Genomic DNA, 23674 nt, shown 5'->3' with positions numbered 1-23674 from the left:
AACTCCTAACTTTTAACTCATTTATCGGGTTTCAAAAATACAAAATAAAATGTATAAATGACAAATTGTCAGCGTCAAAATTATCTCTCCTTACAATAATCAAACAAATAGTATTTAAAATTGTAGTTATTATTTAAACTAGAGATGCTCAAGAATCAAAAATCAAGAAAAGTAATTAAATGGGTTGGCGGAATTTTGTTAGGATTGATTGTGATCATCGGCTCGGCTGCAATTTATTTAAGCGCAAAATGGAAACCTTTATTAACAGAGAAAATTAAAGAGGGTGTTTATGAAGGCTCGAATCACTTATATAAAATTGATTTTCAAAATATTCATTTAAACTTAGTAACAGGAACAGTAGTGTTGGATAGCATTTCACTTTATCCGGATAGTGCAGTTTTTGCTAAGCTAAAAGAAATTAAAAGAGCACCTACCCATTTATTTCGTGTGCGATTAGCTCACTTAAAAATAAGTAGAGTGAGTATCCTGACCGCTTATTTTAAAAAGAAAATAGATATCAATGCTATTATTTTAGACAATCCTTCTATTGATATGGTTTACAATAAAGTACCTAAAAGAACAGATACTTTAAAAGATGAACGTACACTTTATCAGCAAATTTCTAAATCATTAAAGTCCATTCATGTAAAAGACATTAAAATAGTTGATGCTGATTTTGATTATTATAACGGCTTAAAAAAGTTAAATGCTATTAAGCACCTATCAGTTAATGTAAAAGATGTTTTAATTGATTCGCTTGCTCAGTATGATACCACAAGAGTTTTTCATACTAAAGATATTGCTTTTATGATGAGTGGATATAAGTCTTTATCTGCAGATAAAATGTATACCGTAAAGGTAGATACAGTTAAAGGCTCTATCAGTTATAAAACTTTAAGAGTTGTTGGTATTCAATTGATTCCAATGTACCCTGATTTAACTTTCAGCAGAAAATACAATTCGCAAAAAGACCGTTACGATATAAAATTTGATAATTTAAGTTTTAGTGGAGTTGATTTCATTACTTTATATAATGATGGAAATTTACACGCTAAAAAATTAAATATTGGGCCAGCTAAAGTCGCTATATTCTTAAATAGAGAATTACCACCACCTAATATTGATAAAGGAAAAAACTATCCACATAATGCGTTAAAGAGATTGCCCATAGAAACTTTAATAGATACTTTAAGCATTAACAAAATTGATATTGCATATACAGAGTTTGATAAAAAAACAAAAGAGCGAGGTACTTTGAGGCTTGAAAATTTAAGTGGGGAGATATTAAATATTACCAACGATTCTTTAAGGTTAATTAAGAGAAATCATGCTTATGCAAATCTTACAACATACATAATGGGTGCCGCAAAATTAAATGTTAAAATAGATTTTAATTTAACTGATAAAAATGCACTGTTTAATTATGTTGGACATGTAAGCCCATTTAACTTGAAAGTATTAAATCCAGTTTCTAAATCTTTAGGACTAGTTACCATTGAAAGTGGTCGTGTGAAAAGCGTAGATTTTAACATTTCGGCTAATGAAAGAGGTAGCTCTGGAACGGTTACATTTGCTTATAACGATTTAAAAGTTAACTTACTTAAAGAGGATGAGAATGGTGTAAAAGAGAAAAAAGGCTTATTGTCTTTTCTTGCGAATACTGTTTTAATTAAAAATGATAATCCGACTAAAAATGAAGACATGAGAGTTTCTAGAGTAGCTTTTACAAGAGTACCCCAGGCATCTTTCTTTAGTTTAATGTGGAAGAGTGTTTTCACAGGGATAAGAGAAACAGTTGGACTTGGAATGGTACCTGTAAAACCAATGAAAGAACCTGTATCTAGTAAAAAAGCTGAACGTCAGAAAAAACGAGCAGAACGTAAGGCCGAGAGAGAGAAGAATTGATAAGCTTTGTGAAGCTAAACTTGTTCAGACTTTCCAAAAGATGCTAAACTAAAGATCATAATATCTTGGAGACAAAGAATACTATGTGTTACTGAAAAATTCAGCATAACAAGATTTTTACTATATTGGATGACACAAATGATTATCCAATATGACTGAAAAGAAGACCCGCAAATTTAAAATTATAAAATGGATTGTTGGTGTTCTACTGTTTGTTTCTTTTGTATTAGTTTCTGTCTCTTGGTATATCAGTGCCAAGCTTAAGCCGTTGATAAAAAAAGAACTAAAAGCCTTAGTACTTAAATCTACCCATGGTTTATATCAAATAGAATTTTCAGAGCTACATACCAATTTCCTTACAGGCTCTGCCACAATTAGTGATGTAAATATTGTGCCAGACACAAATATTTACAAATTGCTTATTGCTGAAAAAAAAGCACCAAACAATCTGTATTACATTAAACTTAAGAAGCTTTCAATTAAAAGATTCCACCCATTTAATATCTATTTTAACAAAAAGGTAGAAGTGAATTTGCTTTTGTTTGATAAGCCAGAAATTAAAATGGTGAACAAACATTTCGATTTTAATGACAATAGGCCTCCACGTCCACGCAAATCTCCTTATGATTATATTAAGAATTTATTTAAATCTATAAGGGTTGAAACAGTAGATTTTAGGAATGCTAAATTCAAATACATAAATAATAATGGCGCTTTTCCAGATGTAGATTCTGTGAATAATTTAAGTGTGAAACTTACGGATTGGCTAATAGATTCATTATCGGCGCAAGATACTTCTAGGCTGTATCTTTTAAAAGATGTGCATATAAATTTAAATAACTACAGTTTTGCTACGCCAGATAGTATGTATCACATCAATGTTAACCAATTAGATTTTAACGCATCGAGCGGAAAAGTGAATATTAAACAGTTTGCCTTGGTGCCTAGGTATAGCGAAGTAAATTTTGCAAAAGTTAATGGTTATGCAAGAGATCGATTTGCCATCCAGCTTAATAATATCAGCCTTGATGGCATAGATTTGCCGGCTTATTTGCAAAAAAGAGAGCTAATTGCTAATCAGATGCACATTGCTGATGGAGGTGTGGCAGTATTCAATAACAATACTTATCCCAAGTTAGAAAAAGTTAAAACAGGTAGATTTCCACATCAGCTTTTGCAAAAATTGAACACTCAATTAACCATTAAAACTATAAAGCTCAGTAATATAGATGTAAGTTATGCTGAATTTGATAAAACAAGCAAACAGATCGGAAAAATTACTTTTGCAAAGACATCTGGAATTATAAACAATGCTACAAACGCCAAAAAAGTAAAAGATGTAAACCCAATTATGCAGGCCGATTTAATAAGCTATGTAATGGGGCAGGGTAAGTTAGCTATCAATTTTAAGTTCGATTTAAACTCGCCAACTGGGGCTTTTGATTACAAAGGTTCGATTACAGATTTGGATGGTAGACAACTAAATAAAATCACAAAACCATTAGGAATGGTACAAGTAAATAGGGGGATAATAAAAAAGCTGGCTTTTGATATTAAAACCGATAATAATGTTGCCAAGGGAAAGGTAGATTTTATGTTTAATGATCTTTCTGTGGCCTTATTAAAAAAAGAAGAGGGTAAGCAAAGACTAGTGAAAAAAGGCTTGCTTTCTATCTTGGCAAATGCCTTGGTTTTATATTCAGATAATCCCACTGCTGATGGAAAATATACTTCAGCAACAATTAACTTTAAACGAGAACCAACGGCTTCATTTTTTAGTTTCATTTGGAAAACTCTCTTTCAAGGTGTGAAATATAGTGTTGGGGTAACACCCCAAAAAGAAGCCGAAATTAAGGCCCAAGTTGCCAAGTTTGAAAAGATGAAAGATGACAGGGACGAACGTAGAAGACGTAGGCAAATAAGAATAGAGAAAAAGGAAAGAGAGCGGGAGTAATTAAAAAGCCTTATATGTTTTAGCATATAAGGCTTTAGTTATTTATCCTTTGGTAAGTTCAGGATGAGTTCTTTAAACTATCCAATTCCAGCCAAATCTATCAGCTACTAAACCGTTTCTAATGTCATTTAATTCTTTTGCAATACTAGTAGAAATTGTACGAGTACTAGCATCAGTTAATTTATAAAGCTCACCTTGATAACCAATTTCTCCTATTTGGGTAACTGTTGCAGCTGTACCAACGGCAAAAGCTTCAGTTAATTTTCCGGTTTTAGCACCTTCAATAATTTCGGCAACGGTAACTTTTCTTTCTTCTACTGCAATTCCCTTATCTTTTGCTAAAGCGATAATGGTATCACGAGTTACGCCATTTAAAATTGTTTCACTTACAGCAGCAGTAATTAATTTGCCATCTAAAACAAACATTACGTTTGCTGCACCAGATTCTTCAACCAATGTATGTGTAGCAGAATCTGTCCAAATTAACTGATCAAAGCCTTCTTTTTGCGCTTCTGCAAAAGGATATAAAGAACGAGCATAGTTTCCGGCAGTTTTGGCATAACCAACACCACCTTCATTTGCACGGGTAAATTTAGTTTCTATTTTAACTTTTAAAGCCTTAGTGTAATATGGTCCAGTTGGTGTTGCCAACAAAACGAATTTATAAGTATCACTCGCTTTTACACCTAAAGAAGAATCGGTAGCAAACATTACTGGTCTTAAATACAACGAGTAATTTTCTTGCGTTGGCACCCAACCTTTATCAATATTAATTAGCGCAGAAATAGCTTGCATAAAAATCTCTTCTGGAATTGTAGGCATTGCCATACGATCTGCTGAAATGTTAAAACGCTCAAAGTTCTTGTTCGCTCTAAAAACACTTACATCGCCATTTGGCAAACGATAAGCTTTCATTCCTTCAAAAATTGCTTGTCCGTAATGTAAAGCAGAAATTGCAGGACTCATTTCAATTGGGCCATAAGGTAAAATTTGTAAATTCTTCCATTCTCCATCTTCAAAATCAGCCATAAACATATGGTCTGTAAAAATCTTTCCGAATGGGATGTCCTTAAATTCTGTCTCAGCTAATCTTGGATTGCTATTTTCTGTAACCTTAATTTGTAAAGTATCTATCACTGCCTTAAGTATTAATTTAATGCAAAAGTACGAAAAAACACATTTAAACCCAATTTATTTTTCGTTTCGAAGTGTTTGGAGTACACTAAGCACCCATCCCTTTCCCCATTCTTCCATTTGTTCTGGTGTCCAAAGGAAAGGATAGAAAATCCGCTTTTGGAAACGCGGAGGCAAATATTTTTGCCAGTTAGTGCCACCTGTTGCAGCAATATCTGTTGGGTCTTTCTCTAAATAGCGCACCGCTGATTTATAATGCGATAAAGGCCATTCTACATTTACGTAAAGGTCTAACTTGCGTAATTCTTCAGCTAACTGGCTCACATCTTCTCCCTTGGATACTAGTTTGTGGTATAATGCTGAAAAATTGGTATGCTCACGTTCTTTAGCCAGAGCTAGAAACTGCGCTGCGTACTTTTTAATGAACTGTTTTAAGGTTAAGGTCTGCTTGCCACTCGATAATTCCGTAGCGCCAAACTTCCAGTAAATGTGTTCAAATTTTTCTTCAATGGTATTGTTTACCAGTGCCACTCTCTGACTTTTATCAACCAGTTGGGTAAAATCTGTAGCAGTGATTTCTATCATTCTGTATTGGCCAGATTGGAAACCGCTTGCTGGTAATAAAGACATACGGAACTTTAGAAATTGCTCTTTTTCCATTCCGTTAACCATTACCTCGAAGGAAGTTGTTAGTGCATTAAAGTAAGAGTTAATCCGTTTTATACGCACTGTAAAAAATTCTGCAGTTAATTCTTGGTGCTCTGCAATTTGCCTACATTCATGTAATGCCAGTTTAAAATACAATTCCGTAATCTGATGATACATGATAAAAATTTCTTCATCGGGAAATGGTGTTTTTGGGCTTTGTAAGCTTAATAATGTGTCTAAGTGGATGTAATCCCAATAGGTTAAAAAATCTGCGTATAAGAGACCGTCAAGGTAGGAGGCCATGTCTTGACCCATCGCTTCATATTTTTCTTGAAGCTTGTCTAGTTTGTCTTTTATTTGTGGTGTAAAATCCATGGCATATTTAAAATTAGTAATAATGAAAATAGTATTCGCTAATAAATTGCGACAATAATTATTTACTAATCAATTAACTTGGTCTAGCGATAATTACGCTAATGAAGGATGCCCATTTCCAGGTTTTAAAATCCATGTTTACTTCCATCTTTATATTTAATACAACACTCTAAATTTAATTGTATTCTCAATCTTCTTTAACGATTTAAACAATTGTTTGTCGTATTCTGCATTGATATCTGTAATAGCGTAACCCAATGTAGGGTTTGTCATTAAAAATTGCCCAACAATGTTGATATTGTGTTTGGCGAAAATAGTATTAATCTGCGCCATAATACCAGGAACATTTTTGTGGATGTGAATTAAGCGATGCGATTTATCGATAGCTGGCAATTGCAAATTAGGGAAGTTACTACTCATGTAAGTCGTTCCTTTATTCATGAAATCAATTACTCGTTTTGGAATAAAAGAAGCACTTCTTGGATTACTTTTTGGATCGTCGAAAACCACAATTCCCATATCAGTACAAATTTGGAAAGAAAGTTTGTTTTTGGCACTTCCTAAATAACCAATGGTTTTTAGCTTAACAGCACGCTCTAGCTTTTCCTGCTCAATTTTCTCGCCGTCAGCTAATAAAATCATTCCAACGTCTGCTACATATTTTTCCTCGAAAGAAGTTTTGTGTCTAATCGAAAACCCATCTTTTTTCAAAAGCTCGATGCTTTCTTTTGGGATGTCTCCAACCACTAAACAAAGAATTCTGTTTTTAGGGTAAGATATTGCCCTTGGCAAATTATTAACATACAAAAACTCATCAAAACTTGGGGTAACATGGTCGGCTTTTGAAACGATGCTTTCTCTGGCAATATTTTCTGTAAAAGCATAGAATTTTTTAATCAATCCACTTTCGCGAAGTTGATAATCAGAATAACCGTCACCAATGCCATACAATTCGCCCTGCAGGCCCATCTGACCAATTAGTTTAACTTTCCCACCTTCTTCACTTAATGGATTGGCATGGTCATAGTCTATAATTTTTCCATCACCTGTGGTTACAAAAGTGTTGGCATAAATATTTTCTTTTTTAATGTGGTATTGACTTACAACAGGCGTGATGAATTCTTTAAATCCGCCAGAAACTATTAAAACTTCATCAGCGTGTTTTTTAAAGAAAGCAGCATTACGAGAAAATGAAGCAGAAACTTTTTTCTTTAAACGGGTAATTAGCTGCTTTAAATGATCTTCGTTTGCTTCTAATAATTGTACGCGTTTGGCTAAACTTTCAGAAAAGGAAAGTTTGCCCTCCATTGCTAAATTGGTATAATCTTCAATTTTTTTAAAGATAGCTTCCTTATCGGGATGTTTATTTAAGGAGATACGGGCCAGTTCATCTAATGCTTCTACTTGTGTAAAAGTGCTGTCGAAATCGATAATATAATAGTTTTGTGGTTTCACCTGGTTGTGTTTTTGTTTTTAATTGTAGCTGGAGCCTTTGAGGATAAAATTATCATTACTCCGCATTCAATGAGGAATCTTAATCCTGTTGGGTTCATTAGCGTTATTTCAAAGCCTCGCAAACTTCACGAATACTCTGTTTTAATGGTTTAAAGTCAATATTTATAGCATTTCTAATTTTTTCATTGCTGTAATAACTCAAATTAAAACTACTTCGAGCAGCATCTCTTGTTAAGGCAGGAGCTTTTCTGGTAAAGATAGAGGCTACTTTTGCAGCTCTCCAAGCAATGCCCAGCATCCAAGGTTTAGCTTCAGTAGCTGGTTTCTTAATTCCAAAACCACTGGCAATTTCGGCAAAAAAATCTTTATAATTCAGGTTGTCGGCTGATAAAGTATAGCGCTCTGCAGTAATTTCGCTGTTCATTAGGGCAATCATACTCTTGGCAACATCTTCTACATCTACAATTCCAGTTGCGCCATTGGTATAAAATTTCAAACCTTCTTTTACCAATTTAAAAATAGCACCACTACCTTCAAAGCCAGCGTTTCTGCCAATAATTACAGCCGGATTTACAATTACCGCATCTAAACCCTCGGCAATGCTACGCCAAACTTCCATTTCGCCTTCATATTTTGAAATGGCATAAGCGTGAACTTTTGAATCATATTCCCAAAAATCTTTCTCAGTAATTTGCGCTCCTTTTTTGGCATTACCTAAGGCTGCAATGGAACTTACGTGAACTAATCTAGCTTGATGCTCGGCACAAAGGTTTACAATATTTGAAGTTCCTTCGATGTTTACTTTTAATAATTTTGTCTTGTCTTTTGGATCAAAAGAAATGAATGCTGCACAATGATAAACTTGGGTTATATTTTCGAAGGCATCTGCCAAGCTTTCGGGTTCATTAATATCGGCAAGAAACCATTCAATAAGCTGGTTATCTTTTAATAAAACTGGAATTTTAGAAGTCTCTCTTTTTAACGCCTTAACTTTTAAATTTTGAGCAGTTAGCTGATGAATTAATTCTGCACCTAAAAATCCTGTAGCGCCGGTTACCAGTATCATCGTATTTTTTTTAGGTTCAGAAACTATTTGAAATTTATCTAATAACTGTTTGTGCTTCTTTTTGGCTTTAAATTCGTTACGTTTTTTTGAGGTAGTTACTCCGCTATCTCTTCAAAAATAAGCCTCGTTCAACTCAAAAATGAGCTAAAAACAATTTTACAACATAAAGTTCAAACAGTTTCATTAATATGTCCGCCCAAAAATAGATATTTGATGCCAACATTTATATCGTTTTTATGTCTTTATCCGATTTTTTTTCGCCTATTAACCCAGATAAGTTTAGTCCTAAGCAAGGATTTTTAACCAGTCATCTAGGATTAAAGGCTAATTTTTTTACAGATCGCTTTCCAGAATTGGAAGAAAAAACATACGATATTGCCATTTTTGGAGTGAAAGATGATAGGGGAGCGGTAAATAATAATGGCTGTGCATTAGGCTCTGAACATTTTAGAGAACAGTTTTATACTTTAAATGAAGGTTCTTTTACAAGCAAAATAATCGACCTTGGAAATATAAAAGCAGGCAAAGAAGTTTCTGATACTTATTTTGCTGTTAAAACTGCAGTTGCTGAATTAATAAAATTGAACATTTTGCCAATTATAATTGGTGGTGGACAAGACATTACTTATGCCCAATATATGGCGTATGAAAACTTGGAGCAAAAAGTGGATTTGGTGGTAATCGATTCTAAATTTGATTTAGATGAAGATACTGAAGAAGGAGTTGCAACAACTTCTAGCTCATACCTAAGCAAGATTTTTTTACATCAACCGAACTATTTATTTAATTTTAGTAATGTTGGTTACCAAACTTATTTTGTAAATCAAGATAGCTTAAAAGTAATGGATAAGCTATATTTTGATGTACATCGATTAGGTGAGTTTATGCCTGATATTTCTTTAACAGAACCAGTACTTCGCAATGCAAATATGATAAGTTTTGATCTGGGCGCTATTCGTTCTGCAGATGCTGGTGCAAATGTAAATGCTGGTCCAAATGGTTTTTATGGTGAAGACGCTTGCAGAATTACACGTTATGCCGGAATGAATGATAAACTGACTTCTATAGGGTTTTACGAATTTAACCCAGCTTTTGATAGAAATGGGCAAACAGCAATGCTTTTAGCACAAATGGTTTGGTATTTTATAGATGGATATTATAACCGCAAGCAAGATTTTCCGCTTACGCCAAAATCTCAATATATCATTTACAGGGCAAGTTTAAAGGATGGTTCTGGCGAAATGAATTTTGTGAAAAGCAAACGTTCAGACCGTTGGTGGATGCAAGTTCCTTATCCAACTGGTATCTCAAAAAATGAAAGATATCACCTAGTTCCTTGCAGATATGATGATTATAATACTGCTGTTAATGGAGAAATGCCCGATTTATGGTGGCGAACTTATCAAAAGCTATCATAATTTTACATTTGATGCATCTTTTTAAAGTGCAGATTTTTTATATTTGCTTATAATCTAAGCCCCTAAACCCTAATTAAATACATAATGAAAAAATTAATTTTATCTGCTTTTTGCCTTTTACCACTAGGTTTAATGGCGCAGCAAGCTTTTACCATTCAAGGTAAGGTTGGTACTTTAAATGAACCTGCAAAAGCATTTTTAGTTTATAAAGTAGGCACAAATAGCATTACAGATTCTGCAACATTAAAAAATGGAACATTTGAATTCAAAGGTTCTGTTGATGGTGTAACTTCCGCATCTATTAGAGTTAAACATGACGCAACACCAGTTGACCCCAAAAAACGTGTTCCATCAGATTTAATTACGGTATTTCTTGAAAAAGCAACTATAAAAGTTGAAGCAGCTGATTCTATCAAATATGCAAAAATTACTGGCTCTAAAGTGAATGACGATAATGCAAAATATATCGCATTGTTTAAACCAATGAACGATCAGGTTGCCATTTACATGAAAGAATACAATGCTTATACAACAGAGCAGAAAAAAGATACAACTTTTATGAAACCTTTTATGGCTAAATACACTGCTGCTAATAAGGATAGAGGACCTTTAACTAAGAAATTTGCTGAAGAAAACTTGAACTCTTACATGGGTTTAGTTGCATTCAGAGCATCAATGGGATATGATATTGATCCGAAGGTTGTAGAACCACAATTTTTAAAATATGCTGCTGAATATAGAGCATCTGCTTTAGGAAAGAATATTGCCAGTACAATTGAAGGTGCTAAAAAGACTCAAATAGGTGTAATAGCGCCAGATTTTGCGCAACATGACCCTGAAGGGAAAGTGGTGAAGCTGTCAGATTTTAAAGGCAAATATGTGCTGGTTGATTTTTGGGCAGCTTGGTGCGGTCCTTGTAGAGAGGAAAATCCAAATGTAGTTGCAGCTTTTAATAAATTCAAAGATAAAAACTTTACCGTTTTTGGTGTATCTTTTGATGGAGGTACTACAGGAACCACCAAAGAAAAGTGGTTAGAAGCAATCGAAAAAGACAAATTAACTTGGACTCATGTTTCTGAATTAAAAGGATGGGAAAATGAAGCTAGATACCTATATGGTATCCAAGGTATCCCAGCAAACTTTTTAATTGACCCTACAGGCAAAATTGTAGGAAAGAGTTTAAGAGGTGAAGGATTGCACAAAAAACTAGAAGAACTTTTAGGTGCTAAATCTAAATAGTCCATATCTTTAAATAAACAGAAAAGGCTTCGAGTTTCTCGAAGCCTTTTCTGTTATAAGGAATTAATTACTACATCAAATCAAAACCAATATCTTCTCTAAAATATTTGCCATCAAAATAAATGCGGCCAGCATCTGCTGTTGCGCATTGTAAAGCTGTAAATCCTTCCGCCAAGTTTTCATTGGTGAAAGATTTAGAAGCTGCCGTTGGAATGCCGTGACGCTCCATAAACTGCTTAGAAAAATCTTTACTGCCGTCTAAAATAGCACCTTTTTTTTTCAGACCAATAACTGGAATGCCTACTAGAGCTTCATCATTTGCAGAAAAATCTTGAATTCCATTTACTAGAGATTCTTTTGGACCAACTACTAAAAGTTAAATACCTTTCTTTTAAAGCAAAAGCTTTTACAGCTTCAAAATCATTTGGTTAATGTTTACATTTTACCATAAGCATTTGCAATAGAATTTCACTAAAAATTCGGGATTTACTATATATTTGATAAATAGTATTTAAAACACCTATCATGAAAAAATTAATTTTATCTGCTTTTTGCCTATTACCAATAGGCCTAATGGCACAACAAAACTTTACTATTAGAGGTAAAGTAGGCACACTAAACGCACCTGCAAAAGCTTTTTTAGTTTATAAAGTAGGCACAAATAGCATTACAGATTCTGCAACCTTAAAAAATGGAGTGTTTGAATTTAAGGGTTCGGTTGACGGAGTAACTTCAGCCTCGATTAGAGTTAAACACGATGCGACACCAATTGACCCTAAAAAGCGTGTTCCTTCAGACTTACTTCAGATGTACCTTGAAAAAGCAACCATTAATGTAGATGCTGCTGATTCCATAAAATATGCAAAAATTACTGGCTCTAAAGTGAATGATGATAATGCAAAATACAGTGCGTTATTCAAGCCAATTTATGATCAAATAAACATCTTGATGAAGGAATATAATGGCTATACTCAAGAGCAAAAAAAGGATACTACATTCATGAAGCCTTTTAAGGCTAAATATGCCGCCGCTAATAAAGCTGATTCTTTAAACAAGAAATTTGCTGAAGAAAACCTGAATTCTTACATGGGTTTGTTTGCTTATAGGTTTTCATTGCCATATGACATTGATCCAAAAGTTGTGGAGCCTCAATTCTTAAAATATGCGGCTGAATATAGAGCATCTGCTTTAGGTAAAGAGATTGCAACTATGATTGCTGGTGTTAAGAAAACTCAAATTGGTATGATTACTGATTTTACACAAAATGATCCAGATGGCAAACCGGTTAAGTTATCTGATTTTAAAGGCAAATATGTATTGGTAGACTTCTGGGCTTCTTGGTGTGGTCCTTGTAGGGCAGAAAATCCTAACGTGATAGTTGCTTTTAATAAATGGAAAGATAAAAACTTTACAGTCTTAGGTGTTTCTTTAGATCAACCTGGTAAAAAAGATGCTTGGTTAAAAGCAATTGCTGATGATGGTTTAGTTTGGACAAATGTTTCGGATTTGAAAGGGTGGGATAACGAGGTTTCTAAAAGTTACGGTGTACAGGGTATTCCATTTAATTTTTTGGTAGATCCAACTGGAAAAATCGTTGCTAAAAATCTTCGTGGAGAAGCATTGCAAACTAAATTAGCAGAATTATTAGATGCTAAAATTAAGTAGTTTTAATCTTAAATAAACATCAAAGGCTTCGAGTTTCTCGAAGCCTTTGATGTTAAAGGTAAGTCGTCATTCCCGTGCAAACGGGAATCGTAAAGCGATAAAAGCATCCTTTTGAGTACCAAAACCCCTATCTCATTAGATGCCCATTCACCTGTTCTAAATTTACTTCAGGAAGCTGAGTGTGACGAGTTATAATGGTTTAATTACATCAAATCAAATCCGATATCTTCTCTAAAGTATTTACCATCAAAATAAATACGGCCAGCATCTGCTGTTGCGCATTGTAAAGCTGTAAACTGATCATCCTGTAAACTAGTAATAGCTATAACCCTTCCGCCATTAGTTTTAACCTGTCCCCCCTCTAAAGTTGTTCCGGCATGGAAAGCAAATGAGTTGCGTAAGTTATCAATACCAGAAATTGCTTTTCCTTTTTCATAATCTCCAGGATAACCACCAGCAACAATCATCACCGTAGCGGCATTTTTAGGGCTAATTGCTAACCGATAGCTGTCTAACTTCTTATCTGCACAAGCTTTAAATAATTCAACTAAATCACTTTCTATACGTGGGATAACACTTTCAGTTTCTGGATCGCCCATACGGCAATTGTATTCTATCACATAAGGTTTATCTCCAACTTTAATTAAGCCAAAGAAAATGAAACCTGTATAATCAATGTTATCTTTTAACAAACCATCAATGGTTGGTTGAATAATGTCTCTTTTGATCTCTGCTAAAAAAGTCTCATTTGCAAAAGGAACAGGAGAAACAGAACCCATTCCACCTGTATTTAAACCAGTATCACCTTGGCCAATTCTTTTATAATCCTTCGCCTCCGGCAAAATCACATAGTTTTTTCCATCGCTTAATACAAAAACAGAAAGTTCTATTCCGGTTAAGAATTCTTCAACAACTACCGTACTTCCGGCATTGCCAAATTTGCCACCAAGCATTAATTTTAATTCTTTTTGTGCTTCGGCAACATTATCTAAAATTAAAACTCCTTTGCCAGCAGCTAATCCATCAGCTTTTAACACAATAGGAGTTGCATGGTTTTGCAAATAAGCTAATCCTTCTGCCAAGTTTTCATTGGTAAAAGATTTAGAAGCTGCCGTTGGAATGCCGTGACGCTCCATGAACTGTTTAGAAAAATCTTTACTCCCTTCTAAAATAGCACCTTCTTTTTTCGGGCCAATAACTGGAATGCCTACTAAAGCTTCATCATTTGCGAAAAAATCGTGAATTCCATTTACTAAAGGTTCTTCTGGGCCAACTACTAAAAGTTCAATACTTTCTTTTAAAGCAAAAGCTTTTACGGCTTCAAAATCATTTGGGTTAATGTTTACATTTTTACCATAAGCACTTGTACCCGCATTACCAGGGGCAATAAATAGTTTTGAGCATTGAGCAGATTGGCTCATCTTCCAAGCAAAAGCACATTCTCTTCCGCCAGAACCTAACAATAGAATATTCATGGAAGCAAAGATATTAAAATAGTCAATAGTCTATAGTTCATTGGCTCAATAGTTCATTGGCATCATCCCAAAGAGTGGCATTCATTTTCTAAACGCCTTAATACGAGTACAAACTTTAGTTTTTTAAACGGAATTGGAGGGGAAATCCTTTTTTGTCATAGAGCGTAGTCGAAGGGCAAAAAAGATTGAAACGAAAAGCCCGACTAGCTTTCAAAGTAGGGTTGCAATTGCTTTTCAAAAAAAAGTGACTATTCATAAATATTTGGATAGATTTTTGAGTTAAAAGCTATTAAATCACTTCATATTTCGGTATGTAAAAGATTAAAATTAGATTTGCCGCAAGAATGAAACACGTTGTAGCCATATCGCTAGTCTTTTTTAGCCTTACCCATCTCGCAAAAGCGGAAGATGTTGGTAGGTTAAAACTATTAACAGAACGTTATTGCAACAAAACTCAAATCGATTCTCAAGTTATCAGTTCTGATACAGATCAGCTAAATGACCAGAGAAATCCTTTCTTCTTAACCTATAGTGAATTGACTTTAATTGGCATATTGCCTGAGGTTAAAGTTTCAAAACACATGGCGCATAATCATATCGTTGCAGATTTAACGATTAGGAAAAAGCCAAAAAATAATAGCCCTTAGTAATTCCCAATTTATAATTTAAATCCTTGTCTAATCAGATATGGGAAGGAATTTTATTCCTTAACTGCCAAGTTGGCTCAGCATTATGCTGTGGCTTGGTTGTTGCAAATTGAATATTTTTAGAATTTATATAAACACAAAATAAACATGTTAGGATTTTTAGCCAAAATTTTTGGAAGCAAATCAGAAAGAGATATTAAAGTATTACAGCCTTTAGTAACCCAAATTAATGAAGAGTACGCAAAACTTTCATCACTAAGTAACGATGAATTACGTAATAAAACTGTAGAATTTAAAGAAACCATTGCTACGGCTTTGGCAGATATTGATACAAAAGTTGCAGATATCAAGTTAAAAGCAGAAAATCAAGAGTTATCATTAACAGAAAAAACTGCTTTATATGATGAAGTTGATGCTTTAGGTAAAGAGCGTGATGTAGAATTAGAAAAAGTTTTACTTCAAATTATGCCATCTGCATTCGCAGTTGTTAAAGAAACTTCTCGCCGTTTAAGTGAAAATGAAAGTTTAGAGGTTACAGCTACACAATTTGATAGAGATTACGCTGCTCGTAAAAGCAATGTAAAAATTGTTGGCGACAAAGCGTATTGGGCCAATAAATGGGATGCATCAGGAACTGAGGTAGTATGGAACATGATTCACTACGATGTGCAGTTAATTGGTGGTATGGTTTTAAATAGCGGTAAAATTGCCGAGATGGCTACTGGAGAGGGTAAAACCTTAGTAAGTACATTGCCAGCTTATTTAAATGCTTTAGCCGGTCAAGGTGTACATATTGTAACAGTGAATGATTATTTAGCTCGTCGTGATAGTGAGTGGAATGGACCATTATTTGAGTTTCATGGGTTACGTGTAGATTGTATTGATAAACATGAACCAAACTCACAAGAACGTAGAAACGCTTATTTAGCAGACATTACTTACGGAACAAACAACGAATTCGGTTTCGATTATCTTCGTGATAACATGTCTCAAACACCAGATCAATTGGTGCAACGCAAATTGCATTTTGCTATGGTAGATGAGGTCGATTCAGTTTTAATTGATGATGCTCGTACACCATTAATTATTTCTGGACCTGTGCCCTTTGGCGATCAACACGAATTTCATGAATTAAAACCACGCATTGAACGTTTGGTTAATGCGCAAAAAACATTTGTTTCTTCAGCTTTAAATGAGGCTAAGAAATTAATTAATAGCGGTAATACAGGTACAGAAGAAGGCGATGGTGGTTTAGCATTATTACGTGCCCATCGTGGTTTGCCAAAAAGTAAAGCATTAATTAAGTTTTTAAGTGAAGGTAGTGTTAGACAAACTTTATTAAAAACCGAAAATCATTATATGGCAGAGCAGTCTAAGAATATGCCTAAGGTAGATTCTGAATTGTTCTTTTACATAGATGAGAAAAATAATCAAGTTGAATTAACAGAAAAAGGTATTGAATTAATTACCCAACAGGGTGAAGATGCGAGTTTCTTTGTTTTACCAGATGTGGGTTCAGCAATTGCCGAAATTGAAAAGTCTAGTTTGAGCAGCGAAGAAAAAATCGCTCAAAAAGATGCGTTAATGCGTGATTATTCTGTAAAAGCAGAACGTATTCATTCTGTAAATCAATTGTTAAAAGCTTATACTTTATTTGAAATTGATGTAGAATATATCATCGATGAAGGGAAAATTAAGATTGTTGATGAACAAACCGGCCGTATCATGGATGGCCGTCGTTACTCTGATGGCTTGCATCAAGCAATTGAAGCTAAAGAAAATGTTAAAGTAGAAGATGCGTCTCAAACTTACGCTACGGTTACTTTACAAAACTTCTTCCGTATGTACCACAAGCTTTGCGGTATGACGGGTACTGCAACTACCGAAGCAGGTGAGTTTTGGTCTATCTATAAATTAGATGTGGTAGAGATCCCTACTAATAGGGTAATGGCACGTAAAGATGAACAAGATTATGTTTACCGTACCATTCGTGAAAAATACAATGCAGTTGCAGAAGAAATTGTAAGATTAACAGAGGCCGGGCGTCCGGTATTGGTTGGTACAACTTCAGTTGAGATTTCTGAACTGTTAAGTCGTATGTTAAAACTTCGTGGTATTAAACACAATGTTTTAAATGCGAAGATGCACCAAAAAGAGGCAGATATCGTTGCAGAAGCTGGGCAGGCTGGTCAGGTTACAATTGCAACCAACATGGCTGGTCGTGGTACAGATATTAAATTAGGCATTGGCGTTAAAGAAGCTGGAGGTTTAGCTATTGTAGGTACAGAGCGCCATGAGTCTCGTCGCGTAGATAGGCAGTTACGTGGTCGTGCTGGTCGTCAAGGTGATCCAGGTACATCGCAATTCTTTGTATCATTAGAAGATAACCTAATGCGTTTATTCGGTTCAGAGCGTATCTCTAATATTATGGTTAAAATGGGTATCGAAGAAGGTGAAGTAATTCAGCATTCTATGATTACTAATTCTATCGAGCGTGCTCAGAAAAAAGTAGAAGAAAATAACTTTGGTGTTCGTAAACGTTTATTAGAGTATGATGATGTAATGAACTCGCAACGTACTGTAATTTATGCTAAACGTAAGAATGCTTTATTTGGTGAGCGTTTAGATGTTGACATGAACAATATGGTATTTGATGTTGCAGAAGATATTGTAACAGAATACAAAGAAGAGGGTAATTATGAAGGTTTCAAACTAGAAGTAATCAAAAATTTCTCTTCTGATACTGCAATTTCAGAGCAAGATTTCAATACTAAGAACATCCATACATTAACTGATATCTTATTTGAAGAAGTAACATCATTTTATGCCCGTAAATCAGATGCAATCATCAATCAATCAATGTCTGTTTTAAAACAGGTTTTTGCAGAGCGAGGTGAGCACATTGAGCAGGTTGTTGTTCCATTTACTGATGGTATGCGTCACATCCAAGTTCCGGTTGATTTGAAAAAAGCAATTGCCAATAATGGTCGTGAGGTTACTAAAGCCTTCGAAAAAACGATTATTCTCGCTTTAATTGATGATAGTTGGAAAGAGCATTTACGTGAAATGGATGAATTGAAACAATCAGTACAAAATGCGGTTTACGAGCAAAAAGATCCGTTAATTATTTATAAAATGGAAGCCTTTAACTTGTTTAAAAGCATGTTAAATGTTGTAAATAAAGAAGTTGTAAGTTTCTTATATAAAGGTGGTATTCCAGTGCAGCAAGAGGCTGAAGATGTTAGAGAAGTTCAAGCTCCAAAACGTACCCAAAGCAAATTACAAATGTCTAAACCAGAATTTGCACAATCAAGCAGTAGTGCAATGCCAATGGAAGACACCAGGGAAATGGCTCCACCACAACCAATTCGCAAAGAAGCAACTGTTGGTAGAAACGAACCTTGCCCTTGTGGAAGTGGTAAAAAGTTTAAAAACTGCCATGGTGCAAATGTATAAATATAGAACTTGTCATTCTGAAGGCAGTGAAGAATCTCTTTAAACAGATTCCTCGTTACTCGGAATGACAAAATTATAGTTTGCATAGCCCATCAATAATGCCGAATTTTGTAAAAAGTTCGGCATTATTATTTAAAGCCGATGTCATTGCCGAGAATACAACTGGCAATCTATCTTGATAATTATGAAAATATACCTTGTGTTTGTTTTTTTGCTCTGCCTACAGCAAACCTTTGCTCAAACTAGAGGAGAAGTTACTGAAATAAAAGACCCGCTAATAGATAGTTTAATCGCAAAGCGGATTGAATTATATAAGCAGAAACCAACAGTAACAAACCCAGTAAGCAAGGCAATCGTATCTGATATGGGTTATCGAGTTCAGGTTTTTTACGGATCAGATAGAAAAGAAGCGTTTAATGAACAAAATAGGTTTAAAACAGCTTATCCAACAATTAGAACTTACATCACATATAAAGAGCCCAACTATTATTTGCGAATTGGCGATTTTAGAACAAGGATGGAGGCACAAGCAATGTTAAACGAACTAAAAGGAACTTTTCCAACCTTATTTATTTTTAGAGAAAAAATAAATGCACCAGATCTAGATGTAAATAAATAGGCCAAATTAGTTGAGCACAAACGGTTATGAAAAATAAAATACAAGAACTAGCAGGTAAAATATATAATGATGTAGTTGGTTATCGCCATCATATCCATTCCAATCCAGAGCTTTCTTTTAAAGAATTCCAAACTTCTTTATTTATAAAGGAGAAATTAGAAGAATGGGGTATCGAATACATCGCTATGGCAAATACTGGTGTTGTGGGTTTAATTAAAGGAGCTATTCCATCAGATAAAATTATCGCCTTGCGTGCAGATATGGACGCTTTGCCTATTCATGAGGCTAATGACAAACCTTACCGTTCTAAAAACCATGGGGTAATGCATGCCTGCGGACATGATGTGCACAGTTCATCGCTTTTAGGAACTGCTTATATTTTAAGTCAGCTTAAAAATGAGTTTGCTGGTACCATTAAATTAGTTTTTCAACCTGCTGAAGAACTTTTGCCCGGTGGGGCGAGTATCATGATTAAAGAAGGCGTGCTAGAAAACCCTAAGCCTCAAGCTATTGTTGGACAGCATGTTATGCCAATGATTGAAACTGGTAAAGTTGGTTTCCGCTCAGGTATTTATATGGCCTCAACTGATGAGCTATATGTAACTGTTACCGGAAAGGGTGGACACGGTGCTCAACCTCATCAAAATATCGATCCTGTTTTAATTACTGCCCATATCATTGTGGCTTTACAACAAATTGTAAGTAGAAATGCTGACCCACGTTTACCATCTGTACTTTCTTTTGGAAAAGTTAATGCAAATGGTGCTACAAATATCATCCCTAATGAAGTAAAGCTAGAGGGAACTTTTAGAACCTTAAATGAGGATTGGAGAAATGAGGCCCATAGACTGATGAAAAAAATGGCTGAAGGAATTGCCGAAAGCATGGGCGGAAGCTGCGACTTCGATATTCATAGAGGTTATCCATTTTTAATTAATGAAGAAAAACTAACAGCGAACGCTCGTGAGTTCGCAGAAGACTATTTAGGCAAGGAAAACGTTATAGATTTAGACATTTGGATGGCCGCAGAAGATTTTGCTTATTATTCTCAAGTAACTGATGCATGCTTTTATCGTTTAGGAACTGGTAATGCAGAAAAAGGAACAATGTATTCCGTGCATACTCCAAACTTTGATATAGATGAAGATGCATTAAAAACTTCAACCGGCTTAATGGCTTACATTGCATTGAAACAGCTTGGTAATTAAGTTGTGAATTTTTAACCTTTAGGCAGGGTATTTGCAATTGATAGTGTAATATGCAACAATAAAGCAATATAACAATTTAAGCAACGAACTTTCTACCAAAAATGAAAAGAATAATCCTACTTATAGTTTCGACCATACTGTTTTTAAAAGCCAATAGTCAAGAAATTCCACGTTTTAATCCTGATACCATTAAAACAATTCAACTGGATTCTGTAGTAAAGATTACAGCTCAAAAATTCGGAATTGAAACATTTATAAATGCCATTATTAACGACACCAGTTTTTATCAGGCGTTTAGAAATATGAAGAAGTATACTTTCATAGCCGAAAATCGCATTTTTTCTTATGATAAAAATAACAAAGTTGATGGTAAGGTTTATCGTAAAATAAAGCATAACAACGATGGACCTTACAAAATGGAATATTTAGTAAAAGAAAATAGCGGAAATATTTTCAAGAAAAATGGTAAATATCAATTATATACTATAGAAATGTTCGATTACATTTTTATGAATGCCTATAACACTGATTTTGTTCCAAATGCCCCAGCTGGTGATGGAAAGGGAGGGACGAATGAAAGCTACAAGGATAAATTAAAGACTTTAATATTTAATCCGGGTAAACCAATAAAAGGTTTACCCTTTATTGGGAGCAAAACCGAAATTTTTACTGCTAACATGCGCCAATATTACGATTATTCATTTTACAGTGCTACCTATTTAGATTCAATCCCCGTTTATAGATTTAAAGTTTCAGTAAAACCAGGGTTAAGCAGTTGGACAAAAGATGGGCTAATGATTAAAGAATTGGTTACCATATTTGATAAAAGAACTTTTGAAATTTTAGGGCGTTACGTGGATATGAAATACAGTAATATGCTCTTCGATTTTGATGTGCAAATGAACATAGAGATGAGCTATTTTAATGAAGTAAAATTACCTACAAAAATTACCTACCAAGGTAATTGGGATTATCCATTCAAAAAAGAAGAAAGAGCCAGTTTCTTGATTGTTCATAAAGATTATAAGCTCGGGAAAGGCAAGTAATCTTTTTGCTTTAAATCCTTTTTACCTGCGAAACTAGCAATGGCAATGGGAGAAATCAAGATCGTTATACTCCAAACGCCAAAAGATTATTATCTTTAACTTTCAATTAAATTCATTTTATGCAAATCTATTTTCGCTTATTTAAGCTTTGCTTGGTTGCATTATTGTTCTCGGTAACGAGTTTAAATGCACAAATATTAACCTCAAAACAAATTGATAGTGTAGCAGAAAAAACATTAAGCACTTTTAATGTGCCTGGTGTTGCTGTCGCAGTTATTAAAGATGGTAAGGTTATCCACGCAAAGGGTTATGGTGTTCGTTCTATCAAAACCAATTTAAAAGTAGATGAAAATACGCTTTTTGGAGTGGCATCTAACACTAAAGCATTCACAGCAGCTGCATTAGGAATGTTGGTTGATGAGAAAAAAATCACTTGGGATACCAAAGTAACAGATGTAATTCCAGAGTTTAAAATGTACGATGCTTATGTAACTAGCGAATTTACAGTTAAAGATTTGTTAACACACCGAAGTGGCTTAGGTTTAGGAGCTGGCGATTTAATGATTTGGCCAGATTCATCAACAGTTAATAAAAAACAACTCATTCATAATTTACGCTTTTTAAAGCCAGTTTCTTCATTTCGTACTAAATATGATTATGACAACCTAATGTACATTGTGGCTGGAGAAGTTGTAGAAAGAGTTTCGGGAATGACATATGAAAATTTCATTGAGGGAAGGATTATCAAACCTTTGGGAATGACTAAAACTGTAGCTTCATGGTATCGTTTAAAAGATAAAACGAATGTGATTGATGGTCATGCTCCATATGAAGGAAAATTACTTCCTGTAGGTTTAAGTTTTGGTGAAATCGCAAATGCAGCAGGTGGAATTTATTCTAATATTATAGATATGAGTAAATGGGTAATCGCCATGATGAACACAGGTAAGTATGGTGATAATTTAGAAAAGAAACTATTTAGCCCAGCCATACATAGAGAGCTTTGGACACCTCAAACTATCATTGCAGGCGGTAATCCAGCTAATTTTAGTAGCTACGGATTAGGCTGGTTTTTAAGCAATGTAAATGGAAATTTCCAAGCAACACATACAGGTGGGTTATCAGGCATCGTTACCCAAGTAACTATTCTGCCAGATTTGAAACTAGGAATTATTGTATTGACCAACCAACAATCTGGCGCAGCTTTTAATTCGATTACCAACTCCATTAAAGATGGTTATTTGAATATCAAAGGGATGGATCGAATTAAGATCCATAATGATAACAGGCTAAGAAACGAAAAACAAGCTCAAGAAATTGTAGACAAAACTTGGGCAGATATTAGCACTGCTCAAAAAGCAAATACAGTTAAACCTGAAGTAAAGAACTTTTATGGAACTTTCAAAGATGCATGGTTTGGTGAAGTGACAGTTAGTGAATTGAATGGTAAAATGCATTTTCAGGCTAAAAATGCACCAAAATTAAAAGGGGATATGACTTTTTATAAAGGCAATACTTTTATTGTAAAATGGTACGATAGAAGCTTAGATGCAGATGCTTTTGTAAACTTTAGCTTAGATAATAATGGCAAAGCCGATGGATTTAAAATGGCAGCAATATCACCGTTAACAGATTTTAGCTTTGATTTCCAAGATTTAGATTTTAAACTAGCCAATAATAAATAATTGAACATGAAAACTTACATTAAATCAATCAGCCTAGTTGCTGCAACCGCAATTATTATCTTAAGTATGGCGATGAAACCAAAACCTAAAAAAGTAATTTTCTTTGGTGATTCTATTACTCAAGCTGGGGTAAAAGGTAATGGCTACATCAATTTACTAAAGAAAACTTTAGACTCATCAAAATTTCAGTTAATTGGAGCTGGTATAGGAGGTAATAAAGTATACGATCTTTACTTGAGAATGGAAGATGACGTTTTAAATAAAAAACCTGATTTGGTATTTATTTACGTTGGTATTAATGATGTTTGGCATAAATTAGGTGCTAAAACAGGAACGGATTACGATAAATATTTAAAGTTCTATCAAGCGTTAATCAATAAAATACAAGCTAACGGCAGCAAAGTGGTTTTATGCACACCAACTGTAATTGGCGAAAAGAAAAACAATGCTAATGAAGTAGATGCAGATCTAAATAAATATGCTGAAGGCGTAAGGGGCTTAGCTGTAAAAAATAATCTTCCACTGTGTGATTTAAGAAAAGCTTTTGTTGATTATGAAAATGCTAACAATACAGAAGATAAAGAAAAAGGAGTTTTAACTACTGATAGGGTACATTTAAATGATGCTGGCAACAAATTAGTTGCCGATACCATGTTGCCTTTTATAAAATAATGTTACG

General features: G+C 34.4%; 18 protein-coding genes. 12 read left to right on the top strand and 6 right to left on the bottom strand.

The window, feature by feature from the left end:
• Positions 1-144: 144 nt before the first annotated feature.
• Both FA048_RS01345 and FA048_RS01340 read left to right on the top strand, forming a co-directional pair.
• Positions 145-1905 (top strand): AsmA family protein, encoded by a 1761-nt coding sequence (locus FA048_RS01345; protein ID WP_136838205.1) that lies wholly within the window; start codon positions 145-147, stop codon positions 1903-1905.
• A gap of 151 nt (positions 1906-2056) precedes the next feature.
• Positions 2057-3859: a hypothetical protein gene (locus FA048_RS01340; protein ID WP_136838204.1), complete on the top strand. Its 1803-nt coding sequence runs from the start codon at positions 2057-2059 to the stop codon at positions 3857-3859.
• A gap of 72 nt (positions 3860-3931) precedes the next feature.
• Here the strand turns inward: FA048_RS01340 and FA048_RS01335 are convergent, their stop codons facing one another.
• The 4 genes from FA048_RS01335 to FA048_RS01320 form a co-directional block, all read right to left on the bottom strand.
• Positions 3932-4996, bottom strand: a complete 1065-nt coding sequence (locus FA048_RS01335) for a branched-chain amino acid aminotransferase (RefSeq protein WP_136838203.1) — start codon at positions 4994-4996, stop codon at positions 3932-3934.
• 54 nt (positions 4997-5050) lie between these two features.
• A complete protein-coding gene (locus FA048_RS01330; RefSeq protein WP_136838202.1) occupies positions 5051-6016 on the bottom strand; it encodes a tryptophan 2,3-dioxygenase family protein in 966 nt (321 codons plus the stop codon).
• Positions 6017-6172: 156 nt separating this feature from the next.
• On the bottom strand, positions 6173-7471 hold the full coding sequence (locus FA048_RS01325) for an HAD-IB family phosphatase (protein ID WP_136838201.1): 1299 nt from the start codon (positions 7469-7471) through the stop codon (positions 6173-6175).
• A gap of 103 nt (positions 7472-7574) precedes the next feature.
• Entirely contained in the window at positions 7575-8537 is a 963-nt protein-coding gene (locus FA048_RS01320) for an NAD-dependent epimerase/dehydratase family protein (protein WP_136838200.1), read from the bottom strand.
• A 236-nt stretch (positions 8538-8773) separates the two neighbouring features.
• Between FA048_RS01320 and FA048_RS01315 the strand changes: the two genes are divergently transcribed.
• Both FA048_RS01315 and FA048_RS01310 read left to right on the top strand, forming a co-directional pair.
• Positions 8774-9955: a formimidoylglutamase gene (locus tag FA048_RS01315; RefSeq protein ID WP_136838199.1), complete on the top strand. Its 1182-nt coding sequence runs from the start codon at positions 8774-8776 to the stop codon at positions 9953-9955.
• Between the two features lie 84 nt (positions 9956-10039).
• A complete protein-coding gene (locus tag FA048_RS01310; RefSeq protein ID WP_136838198.1) occupies positions 10040-11194 on the top strand; it encodes a TlpA disulfide reductase family protein in 1155 nt (384 codons plus the stop codon).
• Between the two features lie 70 nt (positions 11195-11264).
• Here the strand turns inward: FA048_RS01310 and FA048_RS19880 are convergent, their stop codons facing one another.
• Positions 11265-11423, bottom strand: coding sequence for a hypothetical protein (locus FA048_RS19880; protein ID WP_262709713.1), 159 nt, complete (start codon positions 11421-11423; stop codon positions 11265-11267).
• A gap of 296 nt (positions 11424-11719) precedes the next feature.
• Here FA048_RS19880 and FA048_RS01300 point away from each other — a divergent pair, with 296 nt between their 5' ends.
• On the top strand, positions 11720-12859 hold the full coding sequence (locus tag FA048_RS01300) for a TlpA disulfide reductase family protein (protein ID WP_136838197.1): 1140 nt from the start codon (positions 11720-11722) through the stop codon (positions 12857-12859).
• 203 nt (positions 12860-13062) lie between these two features.
• On the opposite strand, the gene purD is transcribed toward FA048_RS01300, so the two are convergent.
• Positions 13063-14334, bottom strand: a complete 1272-nt coding sequence (gene purD, locus FA048_RS01295) for a phosphoribosylamine--glycine ligase (RefSeq protein ID WP_136838196.1) — start codon at positions 14332-14334, stop codon at positions 13063-13065.
• A gap of 344 nt (positions 14335-14678) precedes the next feature.
• Between purD and FA048_RS01290 the strand changes: the two genes are divergently transcribed.
• The 7 genes from FA048_RS01290 (at position 14679) to FA048_RS01260 (ending at position 23667) form a co-directional block, all read left to right on the top strand.
• A complete protein-coding gene (locus tag FA048_RS01290) occupies positions 14679-14981 on the top strand; it encodes a hypothetical protein (RefSeq protein WP_136838195.1) in 303 nt (100 codons plus the stop codon).
• Positions 14982-15128: 147 nt separating this feature from the next.
• Positions 15129-18437 (top strand): preprotein translocase subunit SecA, encoded by a 3309-nt coding sequence (gene secA, locus FA048_RS01285; protein ID WP_136838194.1) that lies wholly within the window; start codon positions 15129-15131, stop codon positions 18435-18437.
• Between the two features lie 184 nt (positions 18438-18621).
• Positions 18622-19056 carry an SPOR domain-containing protein gene (locus FA048_RS01280; protein WP_136838193.1) on the top strand — a complete coding sequence of 145 codons (435 nt, stop codon included), beginning with the start codon at positions 18622-18624 and terminating at the stop codon, positions 19054-19056.
• Between the two features lie 26 nt (positions 19057-19082).
• Entirely contained in the window at positions 19083-20264 is a 1182-nt protein-coding gene (locus tag FA048_RS01275) for a M20 metallopeptidase family protein (RefSeq protein ID WP_136838192.1), read from the top strand.
• Positions 20265-20365: 101 nt separating this feature from the next.
• On the top strand, positions 20366-21310 hold the full coding sequence (locus FA048_RS01270) for a hypothetical protein (RefSeq protein ID WP_136838191.1): 945 nt from the start codon (positions 20366-20368) through the stop codon (positions 21308-21310).
• 119 nt (positions 21311-21429) lie between these two features.
• On the top strand, positions 21430-22995 hold the full coding sequence (locus tag FA048_RS01265; RefSeq protein ID WP_136838190.1) for a serine hydrolase: 1566 nt from the start codon (positions 21430-21432) through the stop codon (positions 22993-22995).
• A 6-nt stretch (positions 22996-23001) separates the two neighbouring features.
• On the top strand, positions 23002-23667 hold the full coding sequence (locus tag FA048_RS01260) for an SGNH/GDSL hydrolase family protein (RefSeq protein WP_136838189.1): 666 nt from the start codon (positions 23002-23004) through the stop codon (positions 23665-23667).
• Positions 23668-23674 lie beyond the last annotated feature (7 nt).

The organism is Pedobacter polaris, from assembly GCF_005116505.1.
GTDB classification, from domain to species: Bacteria; Bacteroidota; Bacteroidia; order Sphingobacteriales; family Sphingobacteriaceae; genus Pedobacter; species Pedobacter polaris.
This window is presented reverse-complemented; position numbering and strand designations above follow the sequence as displayed.